Source organism: Microbispora sp. CA-102843 (assembly GCF_050936215.1).
Classification (GTDB): domain Bacteria; phylum Actinomycetota; class Actinomycetes; order Streptosporangiales; family Streptosporangiaceae; genus Microbispora.
Genome location: NZ_JBNJNF010000001.1, coordinates 1,231,034 through 1,254,131, shown reverse-complemented (window position 1 = coordinate 1,254,131; position 23,098 = coordinate 1,231,034). Strand labels below are relative to the sequence as shown.

At 71.7% G+C, this 23,098-nt stretch carries 21 protein-coding genes and 2 tRNA genes; 6 read left to right on the top strand and 17 right to left on the bottom strand.

The genetic code is table 11. The features are described 5' to 3' along the window. Positions 1–16: 16 nt before the first annotated feature. The 5 genes from ACQEVJ_RS05850 to ACQEVJ_RS05830 form a co-directional block, all read right to left on the bottom strand. A complete protein-coding gene (locus ACQEVJ_RS05850; protein WP_433097937.1) occupies positions 17–1,570 on the bottom strand; it encodes a hydantoinase/oxoprolinase N-terminal domain-containing protein in 1,554 nt (517 codons plus the stop codon). Beyond that, complete coding sequence (locus ACQEVJ_RS05845) at positions 1,567–2,649, bottom strand: DUF917 domain-containing protein (RefSeq protein ID WP_433097935.1); 1,083 nt, start codon at positions 2,647–2,649, stop codon at positions 1,567–1,569. The genes ACQEVJ_RS05850 and ACQEVJ_RS05845 overlap by 4 nt, the downstream gene beginning before the upstream one ends. Before the next feature lie 97 nt (positions 2,650–2,746). Beyond that, entirely contained in the window at positions 2,747–4,006 is a 1,260-nt protein-coding gene (locus ACQEVJ_RS05840; protein ID WP_433097933.1) for an NAD(P)/FAD-dependent oxidoreductase, read from the bottom strand. Positions 4,007–4,122: 116 nt separating this feature from the next. Further along, positions 4,123–5,664: a PucR family transcriptional regulator gene (locus ACQEVJ_RS05835; RefSeq protein ID WP_433097931.1), complete on the bottom strand. Its 1,542-nt coding sequence runs from the start codon at positions 5,662–5,664 to the stop codon at positions 4,123–4,125. Between the two features lie 112 nt (positions 5,665–5,776). Next, a tRNA-Met gene (locus ACQEVJ_RS05830) sits at positions 5,777–5,853 on the bottom strand. Positions 5,854–6,060: 207 nt separating this feature from the next. Here ACQEVJ_RS05830 and ACQEVJ_RS05825 point away from each other — a divergent pair. After that, positions 6,061–7,620 carry a glycoside hydrolase family 43 protein gene (locus ACQEVJ_RS05825; RefSeq protein ID WP_433097929.1) on the top strand — a complete coding sequence of 520 codons (1,560 nt, stop codon included), beginning with the start codon at positions 6,061–6,063 and terminating at the stop codon, positions 7,618–7,620. Positions 7,621–7,719: 99 nt separating this feature from the next. Here the strand turns inward: ACQEVJ_RS05825 and ACQEVJ_RS05820 are convergent. The 5 genes from ACQEVJ_RS05820 to ACQEVJ_RS05800 form a co-directional block, all read right to left on the bottom strand. Next, positions 7,720–7,796: transfer RNA gene (locus ACQEVJ_RS05820), tRNA-Met, on the bottom strand. Positions 7,797–7,879: 83 nt separating this feature from the next. Further along, entirely contained in the window at positions 7,880–10,798 is a 2,919-nt protein-coding gene (locus ACQEVJ_RS05815; RefSeq protein WP_433097927.1) for a UPF0182 family membrane protein, read from the bottom strand. A gap of 239 nt (positions 10,799–11,037) precedes the next feature. Next, the gene (locus tag ACQEVJ_RS05810; RefSeq protein WP_433097925.1) at positions 11,038–12,084 is read right to left on the bottom strand and encodes a YlbL family protein; all 1,047 of its coding nucleotides are present in this window, start codon (positions 12,082–12,084) and stop codon (positions 11,038–11,040) included. Between the two features lie 56 nt (positions 12,085–12,140). Next, complete coding sequence (locus ACQEVJ_RS05805; RefSeq protein ID WP_433097923.1) at positions 12,141–12,566, bottom strand: molybdenum cofactor biosynthesis protein MoaE; 426 nt, start codon at positions 12,564–12,566, stop codon at positions 12,141–12,143. Between the two features lie 27 nt (positions 12,567–12,593). Further along, positions 12,594–13,664, bottom strand: a complete 1,071-nt coding sequence (locus ACQEVJ_RS05800; protein ID WP_433097921.1) for an NAD-dependent epimerase/dehydratase family protein — start codon at positions 13,662–13,664, stop codon at positions 12,594–12,596. Positions 13,665–13,746: 82 nt separating this feature from the next. Between ACQEVJ_RS05800 and ACQEVJ_RS05795 the strand changes: the two genes are divergently transcribed. The 3 genes from ACQEVJ_RS05795 to ACQEVJ_RS05785 all read left to right on the top strand — a co-directional run bounded on the left by ACQEVJ_RS05795 (position 13,747) and on the right by ACQEVJ_RS05785 (position 16,641). Continuing rightward, on the top strand, positions 13,747–15,012 hold the full coding sequence (locus ACQEVJ_RS05795; RefSeq protein ID WP_433097919.1) for a zinc-dependent metalloprotease: 1,266 nt from the start codon (positions 13,747–13,749) through the stop codon (positions 15,010–15,012). Between the two features lie 28 nt (positions 15,013–15,040). After that, positions 15,041–15,583 (top strand): NUDIX hydrolase, encoded by a 543-nt coding sequence (locus ACQEVJ_RS05790; protein ID WP_433097917.1) that lies wholly within the window; start codon positions 15,041–15,043, stop codon positions 15,581–15,583. A 65-nt stretch (positions 15,584–15,648) separates the two neighbouring features. Next, on the top strand, positions 15,649–16,641 hold the full coding sequence (locus ACQEVJ_RS05785) for an endonuclease/exonuclease/phosphatase family protein (RefSeq protein WP_433097915.1): 993 nt from the start codon (positions 15,649–15,651) through the stop codon (positions 16,639–16,641). A gap of 1 nt (position 16,642) precedes the next feature. Here ACQEVJ_RS05785 and ACQEVJ_RS05780 read toward each other — a convergent pair whose 3' ends face one another. Beyond that, positions 16,643–17,218 carry a DUF2064 domain-containing protein gene (locus ACQEVJ_RS05780; protein WP_433097913.1) on the bottom strand — a complete coding sequence of 192 codons (576 nt, stop codon included), beginning with the start codon at positions 17,216–17,218 and terminating at the stop codon, positions 16,643–16,645. Beyond that, on the bottom strand, positions 17,215–17,730 hold the full coding sequence (locus ACQEVJ_RS05775; RefSeq protein ID WP_433097911.1) for a M48 metallopeptidase family protein: 516 nt from the start codon (positions 17,728–17,730) through the stop codon (positions 17,215–17,217). Before ACQEVJ_RS05775 ends, ACQEVJ_RS05780 begins: the two co-directional genes overlap by 4 nt. A 200-nt stretch (positions 17,731–17,930) precedes the next feature. Between ACQEVJ_RS05775 and ACQEVJ_RS05770 the strand changes: the two genes are divergently transcribed. After that, positions 17,931–18,989 carry a ThiF family adenylyltransferase gene (locus ACQEVJ_RS05770; protein ID WP_433097909.1) on the top strand — a complete coding sequence of 353 codons (1,059 nt, stop codon included), beginning with the start codon at positions 17,931–17,933 and terminating at the stop codon, positions 18,987–18,989. Positions 18,990–19,142: 153 nt separating this feature from the next. Continuing rightward, the gene (locus tag ACQEVJ_RS05765) at positions 19,143–20,462 is read left to right on the top strand and encodes an ABC1 kinase family protein (protein ID WP_433097907.1); all 1,320 of its coding nucleotides are present in this window, start codon (positions 19,143–19,145) and stop codon (positions 20,460–20,462) included. Between the two features lie 16 nt (positions 20,463–20,478). On the opposite strand, the gene ACQEVJ_RS05760 is transcribed toward ACQEVJ_RS05765, so the two are convergent. The 5 genes from ACQEVJ_RS05760 to ACQEVJ_RS05740 form a co-directional block, all read right to left on the bottom strand. Further along, positions 20,479–20,925: a hypothetical protein gene (locus ACQEVJ_RS05760; protein ID WP_433097905.1), complete on the bottom strand. Its 447-nt coding sequence runs from the start codon at positions 20,923–20,925 to the stop codon at positions 20,479–20,481. Between the two features lie 253 nt (positions 20,926–21,178). Then, positions 21,179–21,361, bottom strand: coding sequence for a hypothetical protein (locus tag ACQEVJ_RS05755; RefSeq protein WP_433097903.1), 183 nt, complete (start codon positions 21,359–21,361; stop codon positions 21,179–21,181). A gap of 37 nt (positions 21,362–21,398) precedes the next feature. After that, on the bottom strand, positions 21,399–21,662 hold the full coding sequence (locus ACQEVJ_RS05750) for a WhiB family transcriptional regulator (RefSeq protein ID WP_079315495.1): 264 nt from the start codon (positions 21,660–21,662) through the stop codon (positions 21,399–21,401). Between the two features lie 120 nt (positions 21,663–21,782). Next, entirely contained in the window at positions 21,783–22,073 is a 291-nt protein-coding gene (locus ACQEVJ_RS05745) for a hypothetical protein (protein ID WP_433097900.1), read from the bottom strand. Positions 22,074–22,183: 110 nt separating this feature from the next. Next, positions 22,184–23,080, bottom strand: coding sequence for an acyl-CoA thioesterase (locus tag ACQEVJ_RS05740; protein ID WP_433097898.1), 897 nt, complete (start codon positions 23,078–23,080; stop codon positions 22,184–22,186). Positions 23,081–23,098 lie beyond the last annotated feature (18 nt).

The window sequence follows — 23,098 nt, the reverse complement described above, 5'->3', positions numbered from 1 at the left end:
TGAGGGAGTTCCTTTCCTATCCGGCCTGCCGGGCGAGGGGGCCGGCGGCCTTGACGTGCAGGCGCACGGCGGGCTCAGGAAGGTAGCTGAGAGGGATCTCGCTGAGCTCGACGATCTGAACGGTTGCGGGGTCGGCCCCGGCGGCGACGGCCCGCGCGGCCGCCTCCTCCTTGGCGTTGTCGATCAATCTAGCCCTGGAGCTCCCGCCTCCAGAAGCGGGCACGATCGTTTCGAGCCTGCCGCTGGCGAGGGCGATGGCCGCGCCCACGGCGTTGGCCACCTCCGCGTGCGCCGGGCGGATCACCTCGCGGGCCCCCGGCACCTCGCCGGGCAGCAGGAACGCGCCGCCGCCGACCGCCACGAGCGGCCGGTCGGCCCGGCCCGAACGCGAACGACCCAGCGCGACCCGGTCCACCGCGTCCGCGACGGCCTCGTCGGCCGCCCGTACGGCCCGGGCCAGCCTCTCGCGCCACTCCTCCGGGACGGGACGGGTGCCGACCGTTCCCCGCCCTGCCGCCACCGCGGCGTCGGTCATGGTGGGGGTGGAGCCGCCGAAGACCAGCGCCTCAGTGCCGATCCGGTAGCCCACCGAGCGCGGCTCCGCCCCCACGATCGTGCCGCCGCCGAGCGCGATGGACAGGATGTCGGGCATCCGGAAGTTGGTCGCGACCCCGCCGATCTCGACCGCCGCGGCCGACTCCCGGGGGAAGCCGCCCACGAGGACGCCGAGGTCGGTCGAGGTGCCGCCGACGTCGGCCACGATCGCGTCCGTCACGCCCGACAGGTACGCCGCGCCGCGCAGCGAGTTGGCCGGCCCCGAGCCGATGGTCAGCACCGGGTAGCGGGCCGCGTAGTCGACGGCCATCAGCGTGCCGTCGTTCTGCGCGAAGTACGTCTCGACCTCCAGGCCCCTCGCCTGCAGGGCCTCACGCAGCGCGGCGGTGACGTCGCGGGCCACGCCGTACAGGGCGGCGTTGAGCACGGTCGCGTTCTCGCGCTCCAGCAGGCCGAGCGAGCCGATCTCGTGGCTGAGGCTCACCGGCACGTCGCCGATCTCGGCGCGGATGATCTCGGCGACCCGGTTCTCCTGGTCGGCGCTCGCCGGGCTGAACACCCCGGCCACCGCGACCGCGTCGGCCGGCGTGGTGGCCACGAACTTCCTGACCGCGTCCACGTCGAGGGGCGCGATCTCGCGCCCGTCCACGAAGTGCCCGCCGCGCACGATCGCGGTTCCCGCCGCGACGGTGTCGCGCAGGTCGTCCGGCCACTCGCTGAGCGGCGGCACGGACGTGGTCGCCGGGGCGCCGAGACGCAGCACGGCCACCCGGCCGAGCGCGCGCCGCTCCAGGATGGCGTTGGTCGCGTGGGTGGTGCCGAGCATCACCCGCTTCACCAGGTGGGGCTCGGGCAGCTCGGCGAGGACCGCGTCGAGCGCCGCGCGCAGTCCCTCGGTCACGTCGGGGCTGGTGGGCCGCTTGACGGTGGCGAGGACCCGGTCGTCTTCGTCCAGCACCACCGCGTCGGTGTTGGTGCCGCCCACGTCGATGCCGACCCGCAGTGCGGTACTCATGCGATCTTCTCCACCGGCAGGTAGTCCATGTCGTAGCCGAACGCCCGCGGGCCCGCCGTCTCCAGGCCCTTCGGCGTACGCCACAGGGGGTCGCAGGGCCAGGCGAGCACGGTCACCCGCTGGCCGTACCGCAGCCCCTCGGTCTGGATCGCCGTCGCCGTCTGGCTGTCGACCACCGTGATCAGGTCGGGCACCATGGCCCTGACGCGGCCGTCCTCGACGGCGACGAGGTTCTCGTTCTGGATCTCCAGGGTGATCGTCCTGCCCCGGTCGTCGCCGGTGCCCTCGATCGTCGCCGTGCCCCGGGCGAACCCGCCGGTGGTCCTGCGCTCCAGGTCGGCCAGCTTGCCGGTGATCAGCCGTACCGCGCCGAGCTCCGCGGTCAGAGCCGCGAGCGGGTCGGCGGCGCCCTCGGTCGCCCGGCCGACCGCGATCGCCCGGCTCACCGTGCCCTCGATCACCGCGCCCGCGCACTCCCGCGCGGCCAGCACGTAGTCGGCCATCAGGGCGCTCGACCCCGCGGCCACGCAGACGGCCCGCGCGATCTGCTCCGACCACAGGCCGTCGATCGGCCGGATCGTCACGACGTTGCCGACGACGTCCGACATGACCACGAGGTTGGCCGGGATCCCGGCCACGTACATCGAGACCATCTGGACCTCGGGGAAGGCCCGGCCCATCGCGTCGGCGTCGAGCAGCGGCAGCCCGAGCCTGGCCGCCCAGGCCACCGGGGCGACGCCGTTGCCGCCGCCGATCTCCGAGGACATGACCGCGGCGGGCGGCCGGCCGAAGATCCGCTCGATCTCCTCGGCGATCCTGACCGGCTCGTCCGTGCCGTGGACCATCTCGTTGCTCACGGTCGGGGCGCCGATCCCCGACAGCGGCAGCACGAGGGCGTCATCGGGCAACTCGTCCAGGGTGACCAGCGGCACGTCGCCGTGCTCGCGTATCGCGCGCCGGGCGGCGATGGCTCCGGGGCGGACGTCCCCGCCGCCGCCGGTGCCGAGCACGGCGCAGCCGCGAGCCAGCGCGGCGACGTCCTCCAGTGTGATGCGGGCCTGCATGCGGGGAGCCTTCACCACCGGACGGTCCCGCCTCAATGTCACTATGCGACATCTGTCGGCAGATTGTTGTCGTCACACGACAAGGCCGACCAATGGCCCGAAAAACGACGCCTCAGCGCACCGGGTCGAACTCCCGCAGGGCGGCGGGCTGCTTGCCGGTGGTGATCTGCTCGGCGAGGAGCCGTCCCGTGGCCGGGCCGTGGGCCAGGCCCCACATGCCGTGCCCGCCGGCCACGTAGATTCCCGGGGCGTCGGTCGCGCCGATCAGGGGTCGCCCGTCCGGCGTGACCGGCCGGGGGCCGACCCAGACGTCGGTGCGTTCCTCCCAGCGCACGCCCCGCAGCAGGGGGCGGGCCGAGGCGATGATCGCCCGCAGCCGGGCCTCGACGGCCGGAGCGTCGGGGTCGCGGAACTCCATCGTGCCCGCGACGCGCAGACCGCCCTGGTAGGGCGTGCACGCCACCCGCACGTCCGGCAGGTAGATCGGGCCGGGGACGGGGTGGTCCACCGGCACGGTGAACGAGTAGCCGCGGCCGGCCCGCACGGGGACGCGTACGCCCCAGCGGCCCGCCAGCCGGGACAGCCAGGCGCCGGTGGCCAGCACCACCGCGTCGGCGGACAGGACGGCGCCGTCCTTGGCCACCACGACGGCCTTCCTGGCGTCGGTGCGCACGTCGGCGACCTCGTGCTTCTCGACCGTGGCGCCCCGGGCGACGACGGCCTCGCCCAGGGCGTGAACGAAGCGGCCGGGGTCGATGTAGCGCTGCCCGTCGATCCGCACGCCCGCGGTCAGGGCCTCCGAGGCGAGCGGCACGGCCTCGGCCAGTCGCCGTGCGTCCAGCGCGGTGTGGTCGACCGGCTGCCCGGCCTCGGCCATCCTGCGCAGCTCGTGGAGCAGGCCCTGGGCCTGACGCGGCGTCCGGAACCCGGCGGTGATCGGCGCGTCCTCGATGGGGGCGGCCACGCCGTTGGCGGCGAGCACCTCGTACGCCTCGATGCACTCGTCGTTGAGCGGCAGGTTGGCGCGCACGGCCCGGGTCCACGACGACCACCGGCAGTTGGCGGCGAAGCGGGTCAGGAACGCCCACAGTCCCGGATCGACGGTCGCAGGGACGTGCAGCGGCGCGGCGGGGTTCACCATCGAGCGCAGGCCGTAACGCAGCACGGAGGGCTCGTTCAGCGGGATTGCCAGGCCCGGCGCGATCCAGCCCGCGTTGCCCCAGGACGCGCCGGCCGCCACGCCCCGGCGGTCGACCACGGTGACCTCCACACCGCGTTCCTGCAGGAACCACGCGGTGGACAGGCCCACGATCCCCGCGCCCACCACGATGACCGACTGCGGCCAGTCGTTGACGCGCTCGGCGCCGGACATGTCCCACCTCCACACCAGGTGACTGCTTGCCCGGTCAGCATGGCCCGTACGGCGCCGCGTACCGTTGTAGCGGCCGCACAATCATGGAGCCCGTGTTGTGGGTTTCGGACAACCTCCTATTCGTCCTCGGCTGCCAGAGTGATGACCATGGCGAGGCGCTTGCGCGGGTCGTCCAGGTTCAACGGGGTCACCTCGCTCATCCTGCGCAGGCGGTTGCGGACCGTGTTGGCGTGCACGCCGAGCCGTTCGGCGGCGACCGCGAGATCGCCCTGGGCCTCCAGCCACGCCCGTAACGTCGCCACGTAGTGGGTGTCGTAGAGGGTGTCGTGCCGGCGCAGCGCGCTCACCGGTCCGCGTGCGGGGACGCGGCCCGCGCGCGCCGCGGCGCGCAGCCGCTGCAGCAGGATGTCGTCCCAGGATTCGTCGTACGCGGGCGGCCCGCTGGGGGGCACGGCGTGGGAGGCGTCCCTCTCGTGCAGCGCCAGGCACTCCTCCGCCTCCCGGCGGCTCACCGGCAACTCCGCCGCCGAGGCCGCCGCGCCGATCCCGGCCGCGACGCGCACCCGCGACGGCAGCCCCGCCCCCAGCGTGGCCACCCATTCCCGTGCCGCCGCCGCCCCCGCGTCCGGCAGGATCGTGTAGAGGGTGTCGCCGAGCAGCGTGCTTCTCCCTGGCCTGGACCAGCCGAAACCGGTGGTGGCCCGTTCGAAGGCCAGCAGCAGCATGGCGTGCGGCTCCTCGGAGGTGTGCGTGCGCACCGCGACGACCCGCATCTCCCGCACGGCCAGCCCCAGGCGGCTGACCACGGTCGCGGCGTCGGCGGTGCCCTCCAGCAGCCGGACGACCAGGTCGGACTCCACCTGCCGTTCCAGATCCGCGCTCGCCCGGGAGCGCAGCAGGTGCAACGCCACGGTGCGCGCGCCGTTCGCCAGCGCGGTGTGCCGCGCCCCGGTCAGGGGACTGCCGCACGTCACCCACACGGACCCGAGCAGCTCGCGGCCGGCTCGCACGGCCACCACCATCCGCCCCGTCATGCCGTGCGACTGATCCGGCTCGACGAAGATCGGCTCGTCCGACGCCGCCAGGCGGGCCAGCACCCCCTGCGCCCGGAACATCTCCCGCAGCCGCTCCGGAACCTGCCGCACCAGGATCGTCTCCAGCCGGGCCGGGTCGCCCGCCTGCTGCGAGCGCGAGTACGCGAGCACCCGCGAGAGCGGGTCCTCGATGGTCACGGCGCCGCCGACGGTGTCGGCCAGGCTGTCGGCCAGCGCGAACAGGTCCGTGGGCCCCCGCCCCGACTCGGTCTCCCGCCCTTCCAGCACCAGTCCGTAGACCACCCCGACGAGGTGGCTCCACGAGACCGCGGGGTCGACCAGCATCACCGCCACGTCGTGGCTCTCGCCGGCCACGGCCGCCTCGCGGGCCGACTCGGCTCCCGCCCGCACCAGGACCACCGTGGCCTGCGCCGCGACCGCCCACCGCACCGCCTCGGTCACCGACCCGGCTCCCACGGCCACGAGCACGTCACCGGTGACCCGGCCGTCGGTGGCGTCCGGCATCGCCACGCTGCGCAGCCGCGCCGAGCGCCTCTCGGGCCGCCCGCACAGCCGTACGCCGTACGCGCCCAGCACGTTGACCAGGCGATCCAACGTGATCATGCGCTACTCCCCGTCCGAGGCCGACGGCCGTGCCCGTACCGGACCGCACTGGACTGGACCCGTGAAAGACCGAGGGCCCGGTCTCCGTTTCGGAGATCGGGCCCTCGACTCTTGGTAGCGGGGACAGGATTTGAACCTGCGACCTCTGGGTTATGAGCCCAGCGAGCTACCGAACTGCTCCACCCCGCGTCGTTGTGTTCTGAAGCTTACCCGCCGCCGGGGGCCGGTGCCAAATCGTTTGGTGGAGCCAGGCGAGTTCGTACGTCCAGCCGGAGGCGTGGCCAGTGAGCGTGAGGGTGGTCTCGCCGTCCGGTCCCGGGTACACCCGCAGGGTCAGCCCCTCGTGGTACGCCCCCTGCTCGGTAACAGAGCGGACACACGCTTCGGAGCCTCCCCGTGCGCACCTTCCGCAACCCGGTCCTGCCCGGCTGCTATCCGGATCCGTCGATCTGCCGGGTCGGCGACGACTTCTACCTGGTCACCTCGTCGTTCGCCTACTTTCCCGGCATCCCCCTCTTCCACAGCAGGGACCTGGTCGGCTGGCGTCAGCTCACGCATGTCCTGAACCGGCCGGGCCGGCTGTCTCTGGAGGGCCTGGACGTCTCCGACGGCATCTGGGCGCCGACCATCCGCCATCACGACGGCACGTTCTACGTGGTCTCCACCCTGGCCAGAAACCGGCAGGGCGGCCTCACCTTCGTCGTCACCGCCGACGACCCCGCCGGGCCGTGGTCCGACCCGGTCCCGCTGGAGGCCGAGGGCATCGATCCGTCGCTGTTCTTCGACGACGACGGCCGCTGCTGGCTCACCGCCACCCGTGACGCGGCTCATCCGGGCGGCGACGGACCCGGCGAGTTGTGGATGCGCGAGCTCGACCTCGACCGTCTGAAGCTCGTCGGCCCGACTCACGTGCTCTGGCATGGCGCCGTACGCGGTGCCTGGGTGGAGGCGCCGCACATCTACAAGCGCGACGGCGTCTACCACCTCATCGCCGCCGAGGGCGGCACAGAAGACAACCACAGCGTCACCGCCGCGCGCTCCGACGTCGTCACCGGGCCCTACGTCACCGACCCGCGCAGCCCCCTGCTGACCCACCGGCACCGCGGCCCCGGCGAACCGATCCACAACGTCGGCCATGCCGACCTGGTGGAGACCCCCGACGGCGAGACCTGGGCGGTGACGCTCGGAGTGCGGCCGATCGACGGCACCCACACACTGGGCCGCGAAGTGTTCCTGGTGCCCGTCACCTGGAGTCCCCAGGGGCCGGTCTTCGCTCCGGAGTCCGGCGGTGTGCGGCTGTCGGAGCAACTCCCGTCGATCGCCTCCGGGAGGACGGAAGACGACGACGCGGCCGTGGTGGGCCGGGAGCGCTTCGACGCGCCGGAGCCGGGTCTGGAGTGGAACAGCCTCCGCGGCCCCGTCTCCGACCGCGTCAGACGCTCGCCCGGCGGGAGCGGGCTCGACATCGACCTCGCCCCCGAGACCCTCGCCTCCACCGGCGTACCTGCCTTCCTCGGCCGGCGCCAGCAGCACGTCCGCTTCCGCGCGCGGACCCGGATCCGCTTCGCCGCGGCAGATCCGTCACACGAGGCCGGGCTGGCCGTCTTCCAGAACCAGGACCACCACGCCACGCTCGCCCTCACGGTGGACGACGGCGGACGGGCGCGCGTCGTGCTGACGGTCCGGGAGGGGGGCACGAGCAGGCGCCTGGCCTCCGTAGCGGCGGCCGACGAGGTGTCGCTGGCGGTCGAGGGAGACGAAGCCGGCTACACCTTCCGCCTCGACGACCCCGGCACCGGCCGGTGGATCAGCCTGGGCACCCTCGAGCGGTCGCTCTTCAGCACCGAGCGCGCGGGCGGGTTCGTGGGGGTCTACCTCGGCCTGTACGCGACGAGCAACGGCCACGCCGGCCGGGGACGGGCGCACGTCGACTGGTTCGACTACCGCCCGGCATGAACAACTACGCGGCGGACCGCGGCGGCGCCGTCGGGGACAGGCCGCCCACAAACGATCAGAGGCCCGGCCTCCGTTTCCGGAGACCGGGCCTCTGACTCTTGGTAGCGGGGACAGGATTTGAACCTGCGACCTCTGGGTTATGAGCCCAGCGAGCTACCGAGCTGCTCCACCCCGCGTCGGCTCTACGAGCGTATCCCGGTATCGGGCGGGAGGCAAACCGGAGCCCCGCGCCCGTGGGGACGCGGGGCTCCGGAAGGGCTCAGCCGCTCGGTGTGGAGCTGGGGGTCGCACTGGCCGGTGGACTCCCGCTCGCACTCGGACTGGCGCTCGCGCTCGGGGCGGGGGACGCCGTCGAGGCGGGCGTCCCGCCCTTGAGCTTGGCCAGGTCGTCCAGCGCCTTCTTCAGCGCGGTCTGCGCGTCGCCGTACGCCTTCCAGTCGGGCGGGTTCGACGACAGCGCCTTCTGCGAGTCCTCGTACGCCCGCTGGGCCTGGCCAAGCGCCGACGTCAGCGCCGAGGAGTTCTCCGGCGGGGTGACCTGACCGGGCGGCTGGTCGGGTGTCTGCTCCGGCGGCGTGGCCACGGTGCCGCCGAACACCTGCTCCAGCGCCCCGCTCAGGTTGTCGCCGAAGCCGACCTTCTCCCCGAACAGCACGAGGACCTTGCGCAGCGTCGGGTACTTGCCGGAGCTTTCCGCGCGCGGCTGGATGTAGACCGGCTCGACGTAGAGCAGGCCGTTGCCGAACGGCAGCGTGAGGAGGTTGCCGTACAGCACGTCGGTCGCGCCGGCCGTGCCCCGCAGCAGGTTGAGCCGCTCCGAGACCGTGGGGTTCGACTCGAACAGGTTCTGCGCCTGCGGCGGCCCCTGGACCGCGGTCGTGCTCGGCAGCTGGAGGATCTCCAGTGACGGGTTCGGCGTGGCGGCCGTCGCGTCGACCGCCATGAACGCCGCCATGTTCTGCCGCTGGTTGGGCACGAACGTGGTCGTCAGCGAGAAGCGCTCGGTTTCGCTGCCCGGCATCTTCATCGTCACGTAGTACGGCGGCTGCTTGCTCTTGCCGGTGGCCGGGTCCTCCGGGACCTTCCAGAAGTCCTGGCCGCCGAAGAACGCGTTGGCGTCGGTGACGTGGTAGGAGGTGAGGATCTCCCGCTGGGCCTTGAACAGGTCGGCCGGGTAGCGCAGGTGGGCGCGCAGCGCCTGACTGATCTGCGAGGCCGGCTTGACGACCCCGCCGAAGGCCTTCTCCCAGGTCTTCAGCACCGGGTCGGACTCGTCCCAGGCGTACAGGGTCACCGTGCCGTCGTAGGCGTCCACCGTCGCCTTGACCGAGTTGCGGATGTAGTTGACCTCGTCCCTGGGCACCTGCGGCACGCCGAGGCGGCTCGACTGCACGTCGGTGGTCAGCGACTCCAGGCTCTTGCGCTCGGAGTAGGGGTAGGAGTCCGAGGTCGTGTACGCGTCCACGATCCACACGATCCGCCCGTTCACCACGGCCGGGTACGGGTCGCGGTCCAGCGTGAGGAACGGCGCGACCTGCTGGATGCGCTCCACCGGCTCGCGGTTGTACAGGATGCGCGACTCGGAGTTGATGTTCGAGTTCAGCAGCAGGTTGGTCTCGCCGTACTTCACCGCGTAGAGCAGCCGGCGGAAGAAGTTCCCGACCGAGACACCGCCCTTGCCCTCGTAGGTGCTGTTGACCTGACCGGTGGTGTTCTGCTGGTCGGCGCCCGACTGTCCCTGCTGCGGGTAGTCGAGCTCGATCTTCTTGCCCGACTCGGGACCGCCGACGATCGAGTAGTCGGGCGAGTTCTCGCCGAAGTAGACGCGGGGCTCGTAGTCGCCGAGGTCGCCGACCGGGGGGATGTCGCGCTCGCTGAACTCCGGCAGACCGCTGCTGTCCACCTTGTTGCCGGGCGCGGCGACGAAGCCGAAACCGTGCGTGTAGACCAGGTGGTCGTTGATCCAGTTGCGCTGCCCGTCCGGCGGGCGGCCGATCTCGCGGACCGCCACCACCGTGTCACGCGGCTTGCCGTCGACGGGGTACCTGTCGATGTCGAGCTGTTCGGGGAACTGGTAGTAGCCCTTGATCTGCTGCTTCTGCTGGAACGTCGGCGACAGCAGGCTCGGGTCGAGCAGGCGCATGCCGGGGATGGCCGACGCCTCGGTCTGCAGCACGGAGGCGTCGGCGTCGGTCTTGGCGCTGTACTCCGTGACCTTCGCCGTATCGACTCCGTAGGCTTTTCGAGTCGCGTCGATGTTGCGCTGGATGTACGCCTGCTCCTTGCTCTGCTGGTTCGGCTTGACCTGGAACTGCTCGACCAGCGAGGGATAGACGGTGCCGATCAGAACGGCCGACAGCACGAGCAGCCCGAACGCCACACCCGGGAACATCCCGCCCGGTCTGATGACGCCTGCGAAGAAGATCAGCGCGCAGATGAGGGAGATGACCGCGAGTATCCCCTTGGCCGGGAGCACCGCGTGCACGTCGGTGTACGACGCGCCGAAGGTTTTGCCGCGGTCGGAGAAGACCAGGCTGTACCTGTCGAGCCAGTAGGCCGCGGCCTTGAGCAGGACGAACACGCCGAGCAGCACCGACAGGTGCGCCCGGGCGGCCCGGGTGGCGTGCACGCCGCCGGGCGAGGAGATCCGGAAGCCGCCGTACAGGTAGTGCACGACCGTGGCCGCGATGATCGACAGCACCACGGCCGTGAACAGGAAGTTCAGCAGCATCCGCAGGAACGGGATCGTGAACACGAAGAACGACAGGTCGAGGCCGAACTGCGCGTCCTTCTCGTTGAAGGGCGTGCGGTTCACGAACTGCAGCCAGGTCCTCCACAGTCCCGCCGTGGACGAGCCCGTGAACAGGGCCAGCACGCCCATGCCGACCAGGAAGACCAGCCGCCGGTGCGGGTCGAGGGCCACCCGGTAGCGGTCGGCGCCCTGGGGCGCCCCGAACATCCCCGGCCCGAACATCGGGCGGGTGCGGTGCGCGAGCACCATGTTGCCGCCCACGATGGCGATCATCAGGGCGGCGCCCACGACGAACAGCACCACCTGCGTGAGCAGCATCGTGGAGAACACCGAGGAGAAGTTCACCGAGTCGTACCAGAGGTAGTCGGTGTAGATCCCCGAGAAGACCAGTAGTAACACGACGATCGCCACAACGGCGATCAGCACAGGTATCAGAAGGCGCGGCCGTCGGGGCAAGCGCACCGCCCGTCCGGCTCCGGGGCTCCGGAAGCTCAACGCTCAACCCCTTGTCTCAGATTGGCAGGGCCATGATTGTCAGAGGGCAACGGTCCGTGCTTGGAAACCTACACTGCGACCGGCGTGGTCGTGGTAACAGATCTGATCGTTCTCGTGACGCCCCCGCCTCAAGACGGGCAGGTCACGACCGCCGCGCCCGCGGCGTACGCTCAGCCGGCCGGGCAGGCGGGGACCTCGCCCGAGTGGTCGCGCAGGGCGTCGACCGCCTTGATCGCGCCGTCCAGCGTCTCGACCCGCACCAGGCGCAGCCCGGCGGGCGCGGCCTTGACGGCGTCGGCGCAGTTGCCGGCGGGCGTGAGGAAGACCGTCGCCCCGGCCCGGCGCGCGCCGACCATCTTCTGCTCGATCCCGCCGATCGGGCCGACCTTGCCGGCCGGGTCGATCGTCCCGGTGCCCGCGATCGACATGCCTCCGGTGAGCGCCCCCGGCGTCAGCTTGTCGTAGATGCCCAGCGAGAACATCAGGCCCGCGCTCGGCCCGCCGACCTCGCCCACGCTGATGTCGACCTTGAACGGGAAACGGTAGCCCGAACGCATCTGGACGCCGACCTTGGTCTTGCCGTCCTTGCCCGCCACGGTGCCGACCTGCACCTGCGACGAGGCGCCGTCGCGCCTGACCGTGAACGTCACCTGCTCGCCGGGCTTGTGGCTCTGCACGGACGCCGCGACGGACCCGAGCTCGCCCACCGCCGTGCCGTCGACCGCCGTGATCTCGTCACCCGGCTTGAGCTTCCCGTCGGCCGGCGCCCCCTTGTCGGTCGCCGCGACCGTGACCATCTTCTCGATGGGGATCTTGAGCGCGTTCAGCGCGGCGGCGGTGGCCGACTGCTGCGAGTCGGTCATCTCCTGCGTGTTCTGCTCCTCGACCTGCTGGGCCGAGGTCGTCTTCGGGAACAGCGTCTCCTCCGGCACCACGGCGACCGTCGGGTCGAGCCAGCCCCGCAGCGCGGTGAGCAGGTCGAGACGGTTGTCGGGCCCGCCCTGGTAGGCGACGGTGACCAGGCTCAGCCTGCCCTGTGTGGGATAGGTCTCGTGGCCCGAGATCGTGATGACCGGTTTGCCCTTGACGTCCCCGATCGTGTTCTCGGTGGGGCCGGGGCTCAGCACGACGTACGGCACCGGCAGCATGGCGCCGATCACGGCCAACGCGAGCGCGAGGAAACCCGCGACCAGCAGGGTCAGAGCGCGTCGGGACATGGACGAACTCTATGCGTTCCGGGCTCCACGGATTCCACAGCGCTGTTCACAGGCGGCTATTCGCAGGCGCCGACCCACTCGGCGTCCCCGTCGGCGAACACCTGGTGCTTCCAGATGGGCACCTCGTGCTTGAGGTCGTCGATCAGCCTGCGGCAGGCCTCGAACGCCTCGCCGCGGTGGGGGCAGGCGGCCGCCACGACGACGGCGATCTCCCCCAGGCGCAGGTCGCCCACCCTGTGGACGGCCGCCAGCGCCGTCACCTGGTGGTCGGACGCCACCTTCTCGGCGACCCTGCGCAGGTGCTCCTCGGCGGACGGGTGCGCCGAGTACGACAGGAGCGTCACCGGCCTGCCGCCGTCCTGCTCGCGCACGGTGCCGACGAAGACCGCCGTGCCCCCGGCGGCGTGGTCCTCCACGGCGCCCAGCACCTCGTCCACGGACAGCGGGGTGTCGCGAATGGCCAGCAATCGGATGACGTCCACGTCCCCGAGGTTAGTGCCTGGGCCCGATCAGGTGCGGCGCTTGCGGCGGGCGGCGCGGACGATCGCGGCCGTGCCGATGACCGCGACGGTCGCGCCGGCGGCGGTGATCGTGGCCTCCTTGCCCGACAGACGGCGGCCGACGACCGCGTGCCTGCCCTCGCACAGTTCGAGCAGTTCCCGCAGCGCGGCCTCGTTGGTCCAGGCCGGCTTCCAGCCCGCCTCCCGCAGCGCCACGCCGTCGACCACCCAGGGGTAGACCACGTAGTGCAGGTCGGTCGCGGCGGTCGGCGTTATGCCGAGCCGGTGCAGCCGCTGCGCGGTGCCGAACGTCAGACCCGCCGGCAGCTCGAACCGCTTCAGGCCGGAGAGCTCCTCCACCTGCTCCATCTCCAGCCAGCCCTCCGAGCCGACCGCCACGACCCCGCCGACCCTGCCAAGGGCGGCGGCCTCCAACGCGGACACCAGGTCGTCGACGTGGCAGAACTGCCAGCGCGGCAGGCAGCCCTTCACCACCAGCAGCCGCGGCGCCTCGAAGTGGCGGGTGATGACGGTGTCGACGCCCGGCCCGACCAGGGCGGCGGGCCGCAGCACGGTCACCTCCAGGCCGGGGTGCGCCCGCAGCGACCGCCGCACCAGGGCTTCGATCTCCAGGTGGTCGCCCACCAGGCCGGTGTCGGGCTCGGCCGCGACCGGGGCGTCCTCCGGCAGGGGCACCGGGTTGTCGGCGGCTGCGCCGTACACCATCGCGCTCGTCACCAGCACGACCCGCCGCACCCGGGCCGCGGCGCAGGCCGTGAGCACGGTCTGGGCGGCGCGCAGGTTGTAGCGGCGGCGCTCGGCGGGGTCGGTGTCGAGCGACTCGTCCATGCCGAGATGCACCAGGACGTCCACATCGGAGATCCGGTTCGCCAAGAGCGGATCACGAATGTCGAGGACCCGCCAGGTGACGTCCGGGATGTCGCCGCGCTGCTCGTCGATGGCCACCACGCGACGGAAATCCGCAGACGAGGCCACCTTCGCGAGGAACGCCCGGCCGAGACCGGAGGCGGCGCCGGTGACGGCGACGACAGGGGGACGCAGGCGTTTCGAGGTAGGCACGAGGTCCTCACTTTGCACTGATCCGCCCCACGGCGGATAACGTGGCGGATGTGGACTCCTCCATCCTGCACGAGGTGGCGCGGTGACTGACCTGCCAGGTCGCGAAAACGACCCCAACGACAATCCGTTCGCCATGTTCGGCAGCCCGGAGCAGATCGCCGCGGCCATGCGGCAGTTCGCCGACATGCTGTCCGCCTCACCGGAGGCCGGGCCCGTCAACTGGGACATGGCGAAGAACATCGCACGGCACGCCGTGGTCGCCGAGGGCGATCCGAGCGTCATGGAGGGCGAGCGACGTCAGATCGTCGAGGCCCTCAACCTGGCCGACCTGTGGCTCAACGAGGTGACCACGCTGCCGAGCGGCGTGACCACCCCGCAGGCCTGGAGCCGGTCGGAGTGGATCGAGAAAACGGTCCCGGTCTGGAAACAGCTGTGCGATCCCGTCGCCGCCCAGATGGTGGAGACGATGGGCGGCACGCTCGGCGGGTCGGGCCTGCCGCCCGAGGCGCAGGCCATGGCCGGGCCGCTCATGGGCATGCTCAAACAGATGGGCAGCATGATGGTCGGCCAGCAGATCGGCCAGGCCCTCGGCTCGCTCGCCCGCGAGGTGGTCGGCTCCTCCGACATCGGCCTGCCCCTGTCCGACACCGCCGCCCTGCTGCCCGGAGGCGTCGCCGCCTTCAGCAAGGGCCTGGAGACGCCCTCCGACGAGATCCGTCTCTACCTCGCGCTGCGCGAGGCGGCGCACCACCGGCTCTTCCAGCACGTCCCGTGGCTGCGGGCGCACCTGCTCGGCGCGGTCGAGGAGTACGCCCAGGGCATCACGGTGGACGTGTCCGCCCTGCAGGACAAGCTCCAGGGGCTCGACCTCAGCGACCCCGAGCGGATCCAGGAGGTCCTGGGCGGCGGCGAGTTGCTCAAGCCCGAGGAGACCGAGCGGCAGAAGGTCGCGCTCACCCGGCTGGAGACCGCGCTCGCGCTGGTCGAGGGCTGGGTGGCCACGGTGGTCGACGCGGCCGCAGAGGGCAAGCTCCCGTCCGCCGCTGCGCTGGCCGAGACCGTACGGCGCCGCCGTGCCACGGGCGGCCCGGCCGAGCGGACCTTCGCCACACTCGTGGGCCTGGAGCTGCGCCCGAGACGGCTGCGTGAGGCGGCCGCCCTGTGGAAGGCCCTGGGTGACGAGCGCGGGATCGAGGGCAGGGACGCCGTCTGGGGTCACCCCGACCTGATGCCCACCGCGGACGATCTGGACAACCCCGAGTCGTTCGTGAAGGGCGAGGCCGAGTTCGACCTGTCCGCGCTGGAAGAGCCCAAGGAGCCCGGCTCCGACGGGGAGACCGGCGAGTAGGTTCGCCGACTGTCGGTAGGCTGCGCCGGTGAGCCTGCATCGTGACGCGCAAGCCGTACTGGCCGGATGGGTCGCGCCCACCCCTGAGGAGGAGCGGCTCCGCGAGGAGTTCCTGACGCACCTGCGCGGCCACGACGACGCGATGTGGCGCGAGTGCGCACCCGGCCATCTCACGGCGACGACGGCCGTCCTGTCGCACGACGGCGAGCGGGTGCTGCTGACCCTGCACGCCAAGGCCGGGATGTGGCTGCCCATGGGCGGGCACTGCGAGGCGACCGACACCACGCTCGCGCAGGTCGCCCTGCGCGAGGCCACCGAGGAGTCGGGCATCCCCGGGCTGGTCCTGCTGGACGGCCCGCTCGCCCTCGACCGCCACAGGGTCTGGTGCCACCCGCCGCACAGCTGGCATCTGGACGTCGAATACGGCGCGGTCGCGCCGCCGGGGGCCGAGGCGGTGATCAGCGACGAGTCCCTCGACCTGCGCTGGTTCCCGGTGGAGGAGATCCCGGAGCTGAGCGACGAGGCCACCCGGCGGCTGGCCCGCCGCGCCCGGTCGCTGTGCCGCGCGTGACTTCTGCACGGTTTGCGCACGTCACGCTTACACCGCCTTTCGCAACCGGTGGCTAGTGTCGTGACGTGACCAAGGTTGACGTGGGCGGTGAGATCGTCTCTCCCCCGCGCCGGAGGCTCCGGGTCTCCCCGCTCCTGGCGTGGATAGCGGTGGCGCCGTTCGCGGTCTGGGCGGCGGCCCGGTTCGCCGGCGTCGAAAGGGGCCTGGGCGTCGCGCTGATGACGGGCACGCCCTATGTCGCGGCCGCGTCGCTCCTGGCGGTCCTGATCGCGCTGGCCGCCCGCCGCGCGGCCGTGATCGCGGTGGCGGTGGCGACGTCGGTCCTCCTGGCGGCCATGGTCCTGCCCCGCGCGGTCGGCTCGACCCCCACGGCCACCGGGCCGTCGCTGCGGATCCTCACGGTCAACCTCTTCTACGGCGCTGGTGACGCCGCGACCGTGGTGGATCTCGCGCGCAGGCTAGAACCGGACGTGCTCAACACCCAGGAACTCACCCCCGAGGCCGTCGAGGCGCTGGACGCGGCGGGCGTGGGGAGGCTGCTGCCGTACCGGCACCTGGAGGACGGACCGGGATCCTCGGGCAGCGGGATCTACGCGCGCCACCCCCTGACCGAGGCGCCGGACTTCGCCCCCGAGGGCAGCCACAACATGCCGAGGGCCCGGCTCGCCCTGCCGTCCGGGCCGCCCGTGGAGATCGTCGACGTGCACACCCTCTCGCCGCTGAACAGCCATGACGTGGCCCAGTGGACCACTGAACTGGCGGTGCTCCCGGCGGCGTCCCCCGGCGTCGTACGCGTCCTGGCCGGCGACTTCAACGCGAGCCTCGATCACTCGGCCCTGCGCGCGGTGCTCGGACGGGGATACGCGGACGCGGCCGACGCGACCGGCGACGGCCTGACCACCACCTGGCCGGCCAACAGGCGGTTCCCGCCGTTGATCACGATCGACCACGTCCTGTACGACGAGAGGGCGTCGGCGGTGAGCACCGGCGTCTACAAGATCCCGGGCAGCGACCACCGGGCGTTCTTCGCCGAGCTTCGCCTGCCCGCACGCCTGTGACTCAGGTCAGCAGGGCCCGGGTGTTGTCCCAGCCTTCGAGGCCGGGGTCGAGGCGGGCCACGTCCTGCGGTTTCCTGAGCCGGTGCCAGCCGGGACCGGTGGCGACCATGCGGGGCCCCGGCGCCCGGCGGCGCATCGCCGCGACGACGTCGGGTTCGTCGAGGTCGGGCGCGGCCCATTCAGGGACCGGCAGGCGCGCCGCCACGGCGACGGCGCCGCCGCCCTCGGCCGGGCAGACCGCGAGGTGCGCCCGCCCGAGTTCCCTGAAGAGCTTTCCGATCAGCAGGGGCGGCAGGTCGGGGGCGTCGGCACTGACGATCACCCCCTCTTCCTCCGGAGGCAGCGCGGCGAAGGCGTCGGCGGGTGAGGCGATCTGCAGGACGGGCGTGCCCGGCCAGGCGATGTCCTCGAGCCCCGGCACGCCGGCGGACAGGATCACCGGCCGCACCAGTTCGAGCCCGGCGACCATCTCGTAGGTGTCCTCGGCCATCGCCGTCAGGAACTCGGCCGGGTCCACGCCGGGCGGAGCCGCGTCCGCCATACCGGGCGTGACCAGCACCGCCGCGACCCGGGTCAACACTCCTCCAGGGCGCCGTTGGCCGCCATCGAGAAACCCTCCAGGAAGCCCCTGGCACGTTCCGCCCGGGGGTAGCGCTCCACGAGGGCCCAGAAGCGCGGGCCGTGACTCGGCACGAGCAGGTGGACGAGCTCGTGCATGATGACGTAGTCGACGACCCAGGCCGGCATGCCCCGCAGCCGGACCGACAGCCTGATCGTGCCGTTGTCGGGGGTGCACGAACCCCACCTGTGGAGCTGGTTCTCCACCCAGCGCACACTGGTCGGCAGGGCCTTTCCGTCCAGGTAGCGCGCCGACAACTCCGCCGCCCGTTCCAGCAGGTCGTCGTCGCTCGGGCGTCTTCGCTGCTCCTTGGCCGCAAGGCGGTCGAGCATGCGGCGTACCCACTGCTCCTCGTCGGTCGTGCTCAGACCAGCCGGAAGCAACACGATGGTCTTGTCTCCATCGCGGTACGCGGAAACGGTTCGCCGCCGTCGTGCGCTCCGACGAACCTCGACTGTCTCGGGGGGCACATATGAAAGGTAGCCGACACGCGCCGAATTCCACAGGGGGTGGTACACGTTCTCCCTGGTCAATCGGGCGAACGTGACCTTGCGGGCGTGAAAACTACGGGGTTGCGGATATTCACCAACCACGATCACCCCGGTAATTATCCACAGCCCCGCTGGTTCCGACGCCGCGCCTTCCCGGCGTATGGCAAGGTCTGGCGACTATGAGACCTCGCCTCAAGCCCGTCCTGCGCCGGGTCGAACGGGACGGCCGCACGCTGCAGTTCGGCGTCCATCCGCTGCGGGCCGTCGTGCTGACCGGCGTCGAGCCGCCCGTACGCCGCCTGATCGACGGCCTGGACGGCACCCGCACCCTCCGGCAGGCGGTGGCCGGCAGCGGCCTCGACGAGGCGTCCGCCCAGGAGGTGGTCGCCCGGCTCGCCGCGCACGGCCTGATCGAGGACGCCGCGGCCCGGCCGGAGCCTCTCGCCGGCCTGCCGCTGGCCGAACGGGACCGCCTCCGCCCCGAACTGGACAGGCTCTCGCTGACCTCCACCGACGGCGGCATGAGCGCCCTGTCGGCACGGAGGGCGGCGCGGGTCCGCGTGTACGGCGCGGGCCGGGTCGGCGCCCGGGTCGTCACCCTGCTCGCCGCGGCCGGAGTCGGCCACATCTGCGTGGTCGATCCCGGCACGGCCACCGCCGGGGACGTGGTCCCGGGCGGGCTCGGCCGCGCGGAGACGGGGAAGACCCGCGAGGAGGCCGCCGTGCTCGCGGCCCGGCGGATCTCCCCCGCCGTCAACGCCTGGCCCGGCCGGGCCGCCTCCCGCCTGTCCGACGGCGGGGTGCGCCCCGACCTCGTGATCCTCGCGCCCGCCGACCCGCTCGACGCCACGCTGGTCCACGAGATCGTCACCGAGGGCGTGGCGCACCTGCTCGTCTGCGCCTTCGAGGGACACGGCTCGGTGGGGCCCTTCGTCGTCCCGGGGCTCACCCCCTGCCTGCGCTGCCTCGATCTCACCCGCCACGACCGGGACCCTTCCTGGCCGCTCGTGGGCGCCCGGCTCGGGGGTTACCCGGCAGGCGAGATCGCCTGCGACGTGGTGCTGTCCTGCCTGGTCGCCGCGCAGGCGGCCGGTCAGGCTCTGGCCTATCTCGACGAGGGACGCGTGCCCGACGGCCTACTCGAAGTGTCGCCCGGATGGCGCTGGCGGCACCGCCGCCTGGACGCGCACGACAGGTGCGGATGCCTGCGCGGCGACGTCGCCGGCCGCACCGCGTGACGACGGCGGCATGTGAGGAAGAACACATTTGACCCATTCCTCGGCCCCCGTTGGCGTCACCGCCCGCCACCTGGGGATCAGAACGGTAAATTGTGGTCGAAAGCCCCCGCCATCGCTAAGAATGGTTGGGTGAGTGACCTTCCCCACCGTGCCGTGACTCGCTCGGCAAAGCTCGCGACACTCCCCCTCGGGTTCGCCGGCCGCACCGCGCTCGGACTGGGCAGGCGACTCGGTGGCGCCTCCGCGGAACTCGTCGCCCAGGAGATCCAGCAGCGTACGGCCGACCAGATCTTCAAGGTGCTCGGCGAGCTCAAGGGCGGGGCCATGAAGCTCGGCCAGGCCCTGTCGATCTTCGAGGCCGCGCTGCCGCCCGAGATCGCCGGGCCGTACCGGGCGACGCTGACACGCCTGCAGGACGCCGCGCCGCCGCTTCCGGCCGCCACCGTCCACCGGGTCCTGACCGAGCAGCTGGGCGACGACTGGCGGGAGAACTTCCTGGAGTTCGACGACCGGCCGAGCGCCGCGGCTTCCATCGGGCAGGTGCACCGCGCCGTGTGGCACGACGGCCGCCCGGTCGCCGTGAAGATCCAGTATCCGGGGGCGGGCAAGGCCCTGATCTCCGACTTCAACCAGCTCGCGCGGCTCGGCAAGCTCTTCGGCGCGATACTGCCCGGCCTGGACATCAAGCCGGTCCTGGCCGAGCTGAAGGAGCGGGTGTCCGAGGAGCTCGACTACTTCAAGGAGGCCGAGGCCCAGCACGCGTTCGCCGAGGAGTTCCACGACGACCCGGACTTCCACGTGCCCGCCGTGATCGCGGCCAACGAGCAGATCCTCGTCTCCGAGTGGATGACGGGAACCCCGCTCTCCAAGATCATCACTGATGGCACGCAGGAGGAGCGCAACCACGTCGGCCTGCTGTTCGTCCGCTTCCTGTTCTGCTCTCCGGCCCGGGTCGGGATGCTGCACGCCGACCCGCACCCCGGCAACTTCTGGCTGATGGAGGACGGGCGGCTCGGCGTGCTGGACTTCGGGGCGGTCAACCGCATGCCCGACGGCTACCCCGTCGCCTTCGGCAGGCTCACGCGCATCTTCAACCAGGGCGACATGGACACCGTCGTACACGGGCTGCGCGCGGAGGGGTTCATCCGCCCGCACATCGAGGTCGACGTCGACGCCCTGCGGGCCTTCCTCGCGCCGTACGTCGAACCGACCCGGGTCGAGGAGTTCGCCTTCAGCAGGGAGTGGCTGCGGGAGCAAGCGGCGACCGTGGCCGACCTGCGGCCGACCAACGTGGTCCGCCAGCTCAACCTGCCCGCGTCGTACGTGCTGATCCACCGCGTTCACGCGGCGGGCGTCGGCGTGCTGTGCCAGCTCGGCGCCACCGCCCGCTTCCGCGACGAGGTGGTGCGCTGGGTCCCCGGCTTCGGCGACGAGACGGGCGAGTCCGAGGACAGCGCGCTCGCCCTGACCTGAGCCGGCACCCTCCGGGCTATCGGCCGACGCCGGCGCTCCGGCTTTCAACCGTCCGCAGGTTCTGGTTGATGACGCAGCGGTTGATCCCTCTCTTGCAGTTGCCGTTGAGGGTGTTGGTGAAGACGCTGACGCTCGACACCTGCTGGATGCCCGCGAACGTGACGGCGCTGTTGGCCGCGGGAGCGTTCACGTTGCGCCGCCCCCCCGATATCTGCTTGGGCGGGCTCTTGATGGTGGGCGAGTTCGAGGTGTCGGTGCCCCCGGTGACCTGGGTCGCTCCGTCGCCGTGACCGTCGCCATGACCGTGGCCGCTGCCGTGGCGGGCCACCCGGAATGCTCCGGGAACCGGCGCGGCCTCGGCCCCCGGCATGACCGAACCCCACAGTCCGATGACGAGTACGCCGACGGCGAGCCGTCGCGCACCCGCCGCGAGATCAAGCGCGCCTGACGTCCGGTCGCCCATCCAGTCCCACCCACCGCTCGCGCATCGCTCCGCCTGCCGCCCGTGTGGCCATACACCGCGGCGCTCCGGCTCATACCCCGTGGTCCTGACCTGCTCCCTTCGCAGGCGATCTTCTGTGCGTTCGGTGATCTCTTCTTTACGAGAACGGCCTTTACAGGAACGACCTCTGCAGGAACGGACGAAGGCCCGGGCCGTTCGCCCGGCCCGGGCCTTCGTCATCAGATCACACCGTTGGTGTCGCGTCAGGCTCGCGTCAGATGCGCGCCAGCGCGGAACTCAGCCGACGGGACGCGCGCTCGGCCTGCCGGCGTGCCTTCTGCACGCTCCTGATCCGGCCGGCCAGCCGCTCCTGCGCTGCCTCCTCCTGGAGGGTCCGTATTCGCTCGTGCGCCAGTTCTTGATGCAGATACAGGGTGGTGATCGGGGAGATGCTCATCTGGATCGGTTCCTTCCGGAATTGCTGTGATTGCTGGTCAGGCGGCGACAGGAGACTTGCGCGGGCGTCCACGGGGACGCTTGCGGGGCACGACGACCCCCCGCAGGATGAGCTCCCCGCCCCAGACTCCCCACGGCTCCTCGCGCTCCAGCGCACGGGCCAGGCAGGCCTTCTGGATCGGGCAGCCGCCGCAGAGCGCCTTGGCGAACTCCACGTCCTCGGGAGACTCGGCAAACCACAGGTCGGGGTCGGTACGACAGGGGATTTCGGCTTCGATCAGGTCCATGACCGGGGCCGCCATCTGCGTCACCTCTTTGAATGGATTGGTCTGGGTGTCCTCGTTGTGGGGTGTGGATTCGTGGCCGACAAACAAGAAGGCCGCGGATCCTGGTGCGGATCCGCGGCCTGGAGTGGAGACCGGTCAGGGTATGACTGGTTCTCTCCAGGCATCGTGCGGACCCTGCGCACCGCCGCGAGCGGCGGTGCGGATCTGCTCATCACCCATCGGCCGGTTCACGTAGACCGGAAGGTGGGCGGGGTTGCTGTGGCTGGCCAGGCGAGCGAACGCGCCGAAGGCGGCCGAGCCCACGACTCCTGCGACCGGAGCCTGGGCAGGGGCGGCCTCGCCACGCCGCAGTTTCGTCGGCATGACAGTGGCGGCCGGGCATGCGGAGGCGAGCCACAGCGCGCGGGACGTCGTGATGTTCCTCACTGGACTCACCTCCATTTCAGTGATCGCGCCGGACCGAAGCGCCCGGCTGACTTGTCCAAGACCCTAAACCGCCGCAGCAGGGCGGGCAACCTATTTTCTACCTGCGATTTTCACGACTTCGTGACATCGGGATGCAGCGCGGGCGACACCCGGATCAAGCATTCCTGGACCACGGAGACGGCCAGCTCCCCGGCGGCGGTGAACATCTGCCCGCGGGCGAGCCCGCGCGCCGCCCCGGACCAGGGCGACTCCTGGGTGTACAGCAGCCATTCGTCGGCCCGGAAGGGCCGGTGGAACCACATCGCGTGGTCCAGCGACGCGCCGGACACCGCCGAGGACCCCCAGGCCAGCCCGTGGGCCAGCAGCACGGTGTCCACCAGCGTGAAGTCGCTGGCGTAGGCCGCGAGCACGACGTGCAGCAGCGGGTCGTCGGGCAGGTCGGCGTCGTACCGGAACCAGACGTTGTTCTCCGGGGTGACCAGGGCGGGATCGTGGGCGGCCTCCCACGTCAGCGCGTTCACATACCGCGCGTCCACCGGGCGCGGCTTGGCCAGCAGTTCGCGCCAGCCCGGCTCGTCGCCCACGACGTCGAGCATCCGCTCCTGGAAGGTCGGCAGGGTCTCGGGGTCCGGCACCCGCGGCATGCGCGCGGCCTGGTGGCTCACTCCCGGCTCCTCGATGTGGAACGACGCCGACATCGAGAAGATCGCCTTGCCGTGCTGGATGGCCGTGATGCGCCGGGTGGTGAACGACCGCCCGTCGCGCACCCGCTCCACGTTGTAGACGATCGGGACGGCCGGGTCGCCCGGCCGGATGAAGTAGGCGTGCAGCGAGTGGACCATCCGGTCGGACGGCACCGTACGGCCGGCCGCCACGAGCGCCTGCGCCGCCACCTGGCCGCCGAAGACCCGCTGGATGCGCTCCTCCGGGCTGCGTCCCCGGAAGATGTCGAGCTCGATCGGTTCGAGGTCGAGCAGGTCCAGCAGCTCCTTCAGGGCCGAGTTCACAGGGGCCTCCAGCACACG

Coding starts and splice junctions, on each gene's coding strand:
- ACQEVJ_RS05850 (WP_433097937.1), bottom strand. CDS start 1,570: ATGAGTACCGCACTGCGGGTCGGCATCGACGTGGGCGGCACCAACACC.
- ACQEVJ_RS05840 (WP_433097933.1), bottom strand. CDS start 4,006: ATGTCCGGCGCCGAGCGCGTCAACGACTGGCCGCAGTCGGTCATCGTG.
- ACQEVJ_RS05835 (WP_433097931.1), bottom strand. CDS start 5,664: ATGATCACGTTGGATCGCCTGGTCAACGTGCTGGGCGCGTACGGCGTA.
- ACQEVJ_RS05810 (WP_433097925.1), bottom strand. CDS start 12,084: ATGTCCCGACGCGCTCTGACCCTGCTGGTCGCGGGTTTCCTCGCGCTC.
- ACQEVJ_RS05770 (WP_433097909.1), top strand. CDS start 17,931: ATGAGACCTCGCCTCAAGCCCGTCCTGCGCCGGGTCGAACGGGACGGC.
- ACQEVJ_RS05760 (WP_433097905.1), bottom strand. CDS start 20,925: ATGGGCGACCGGACGTCAGGCGCGCTTGATCTCGCGGCGGGTGCGCGA.
- ACQEVJ_RS05755 (WP_433097903.1), bottom strand. CDS start 21,361: ATGAGCATCTCCCCGATCACCACCCTGTATCTGCATCAAGAACTGGCG.
- ACQEVJ_RS05750 (WP_079315495.1), bottom strand. CDS start 21,662: ATGGCGGCCCCGGTCATGGACCTGATCGAAGCCGAAATCCCCTGTCGT.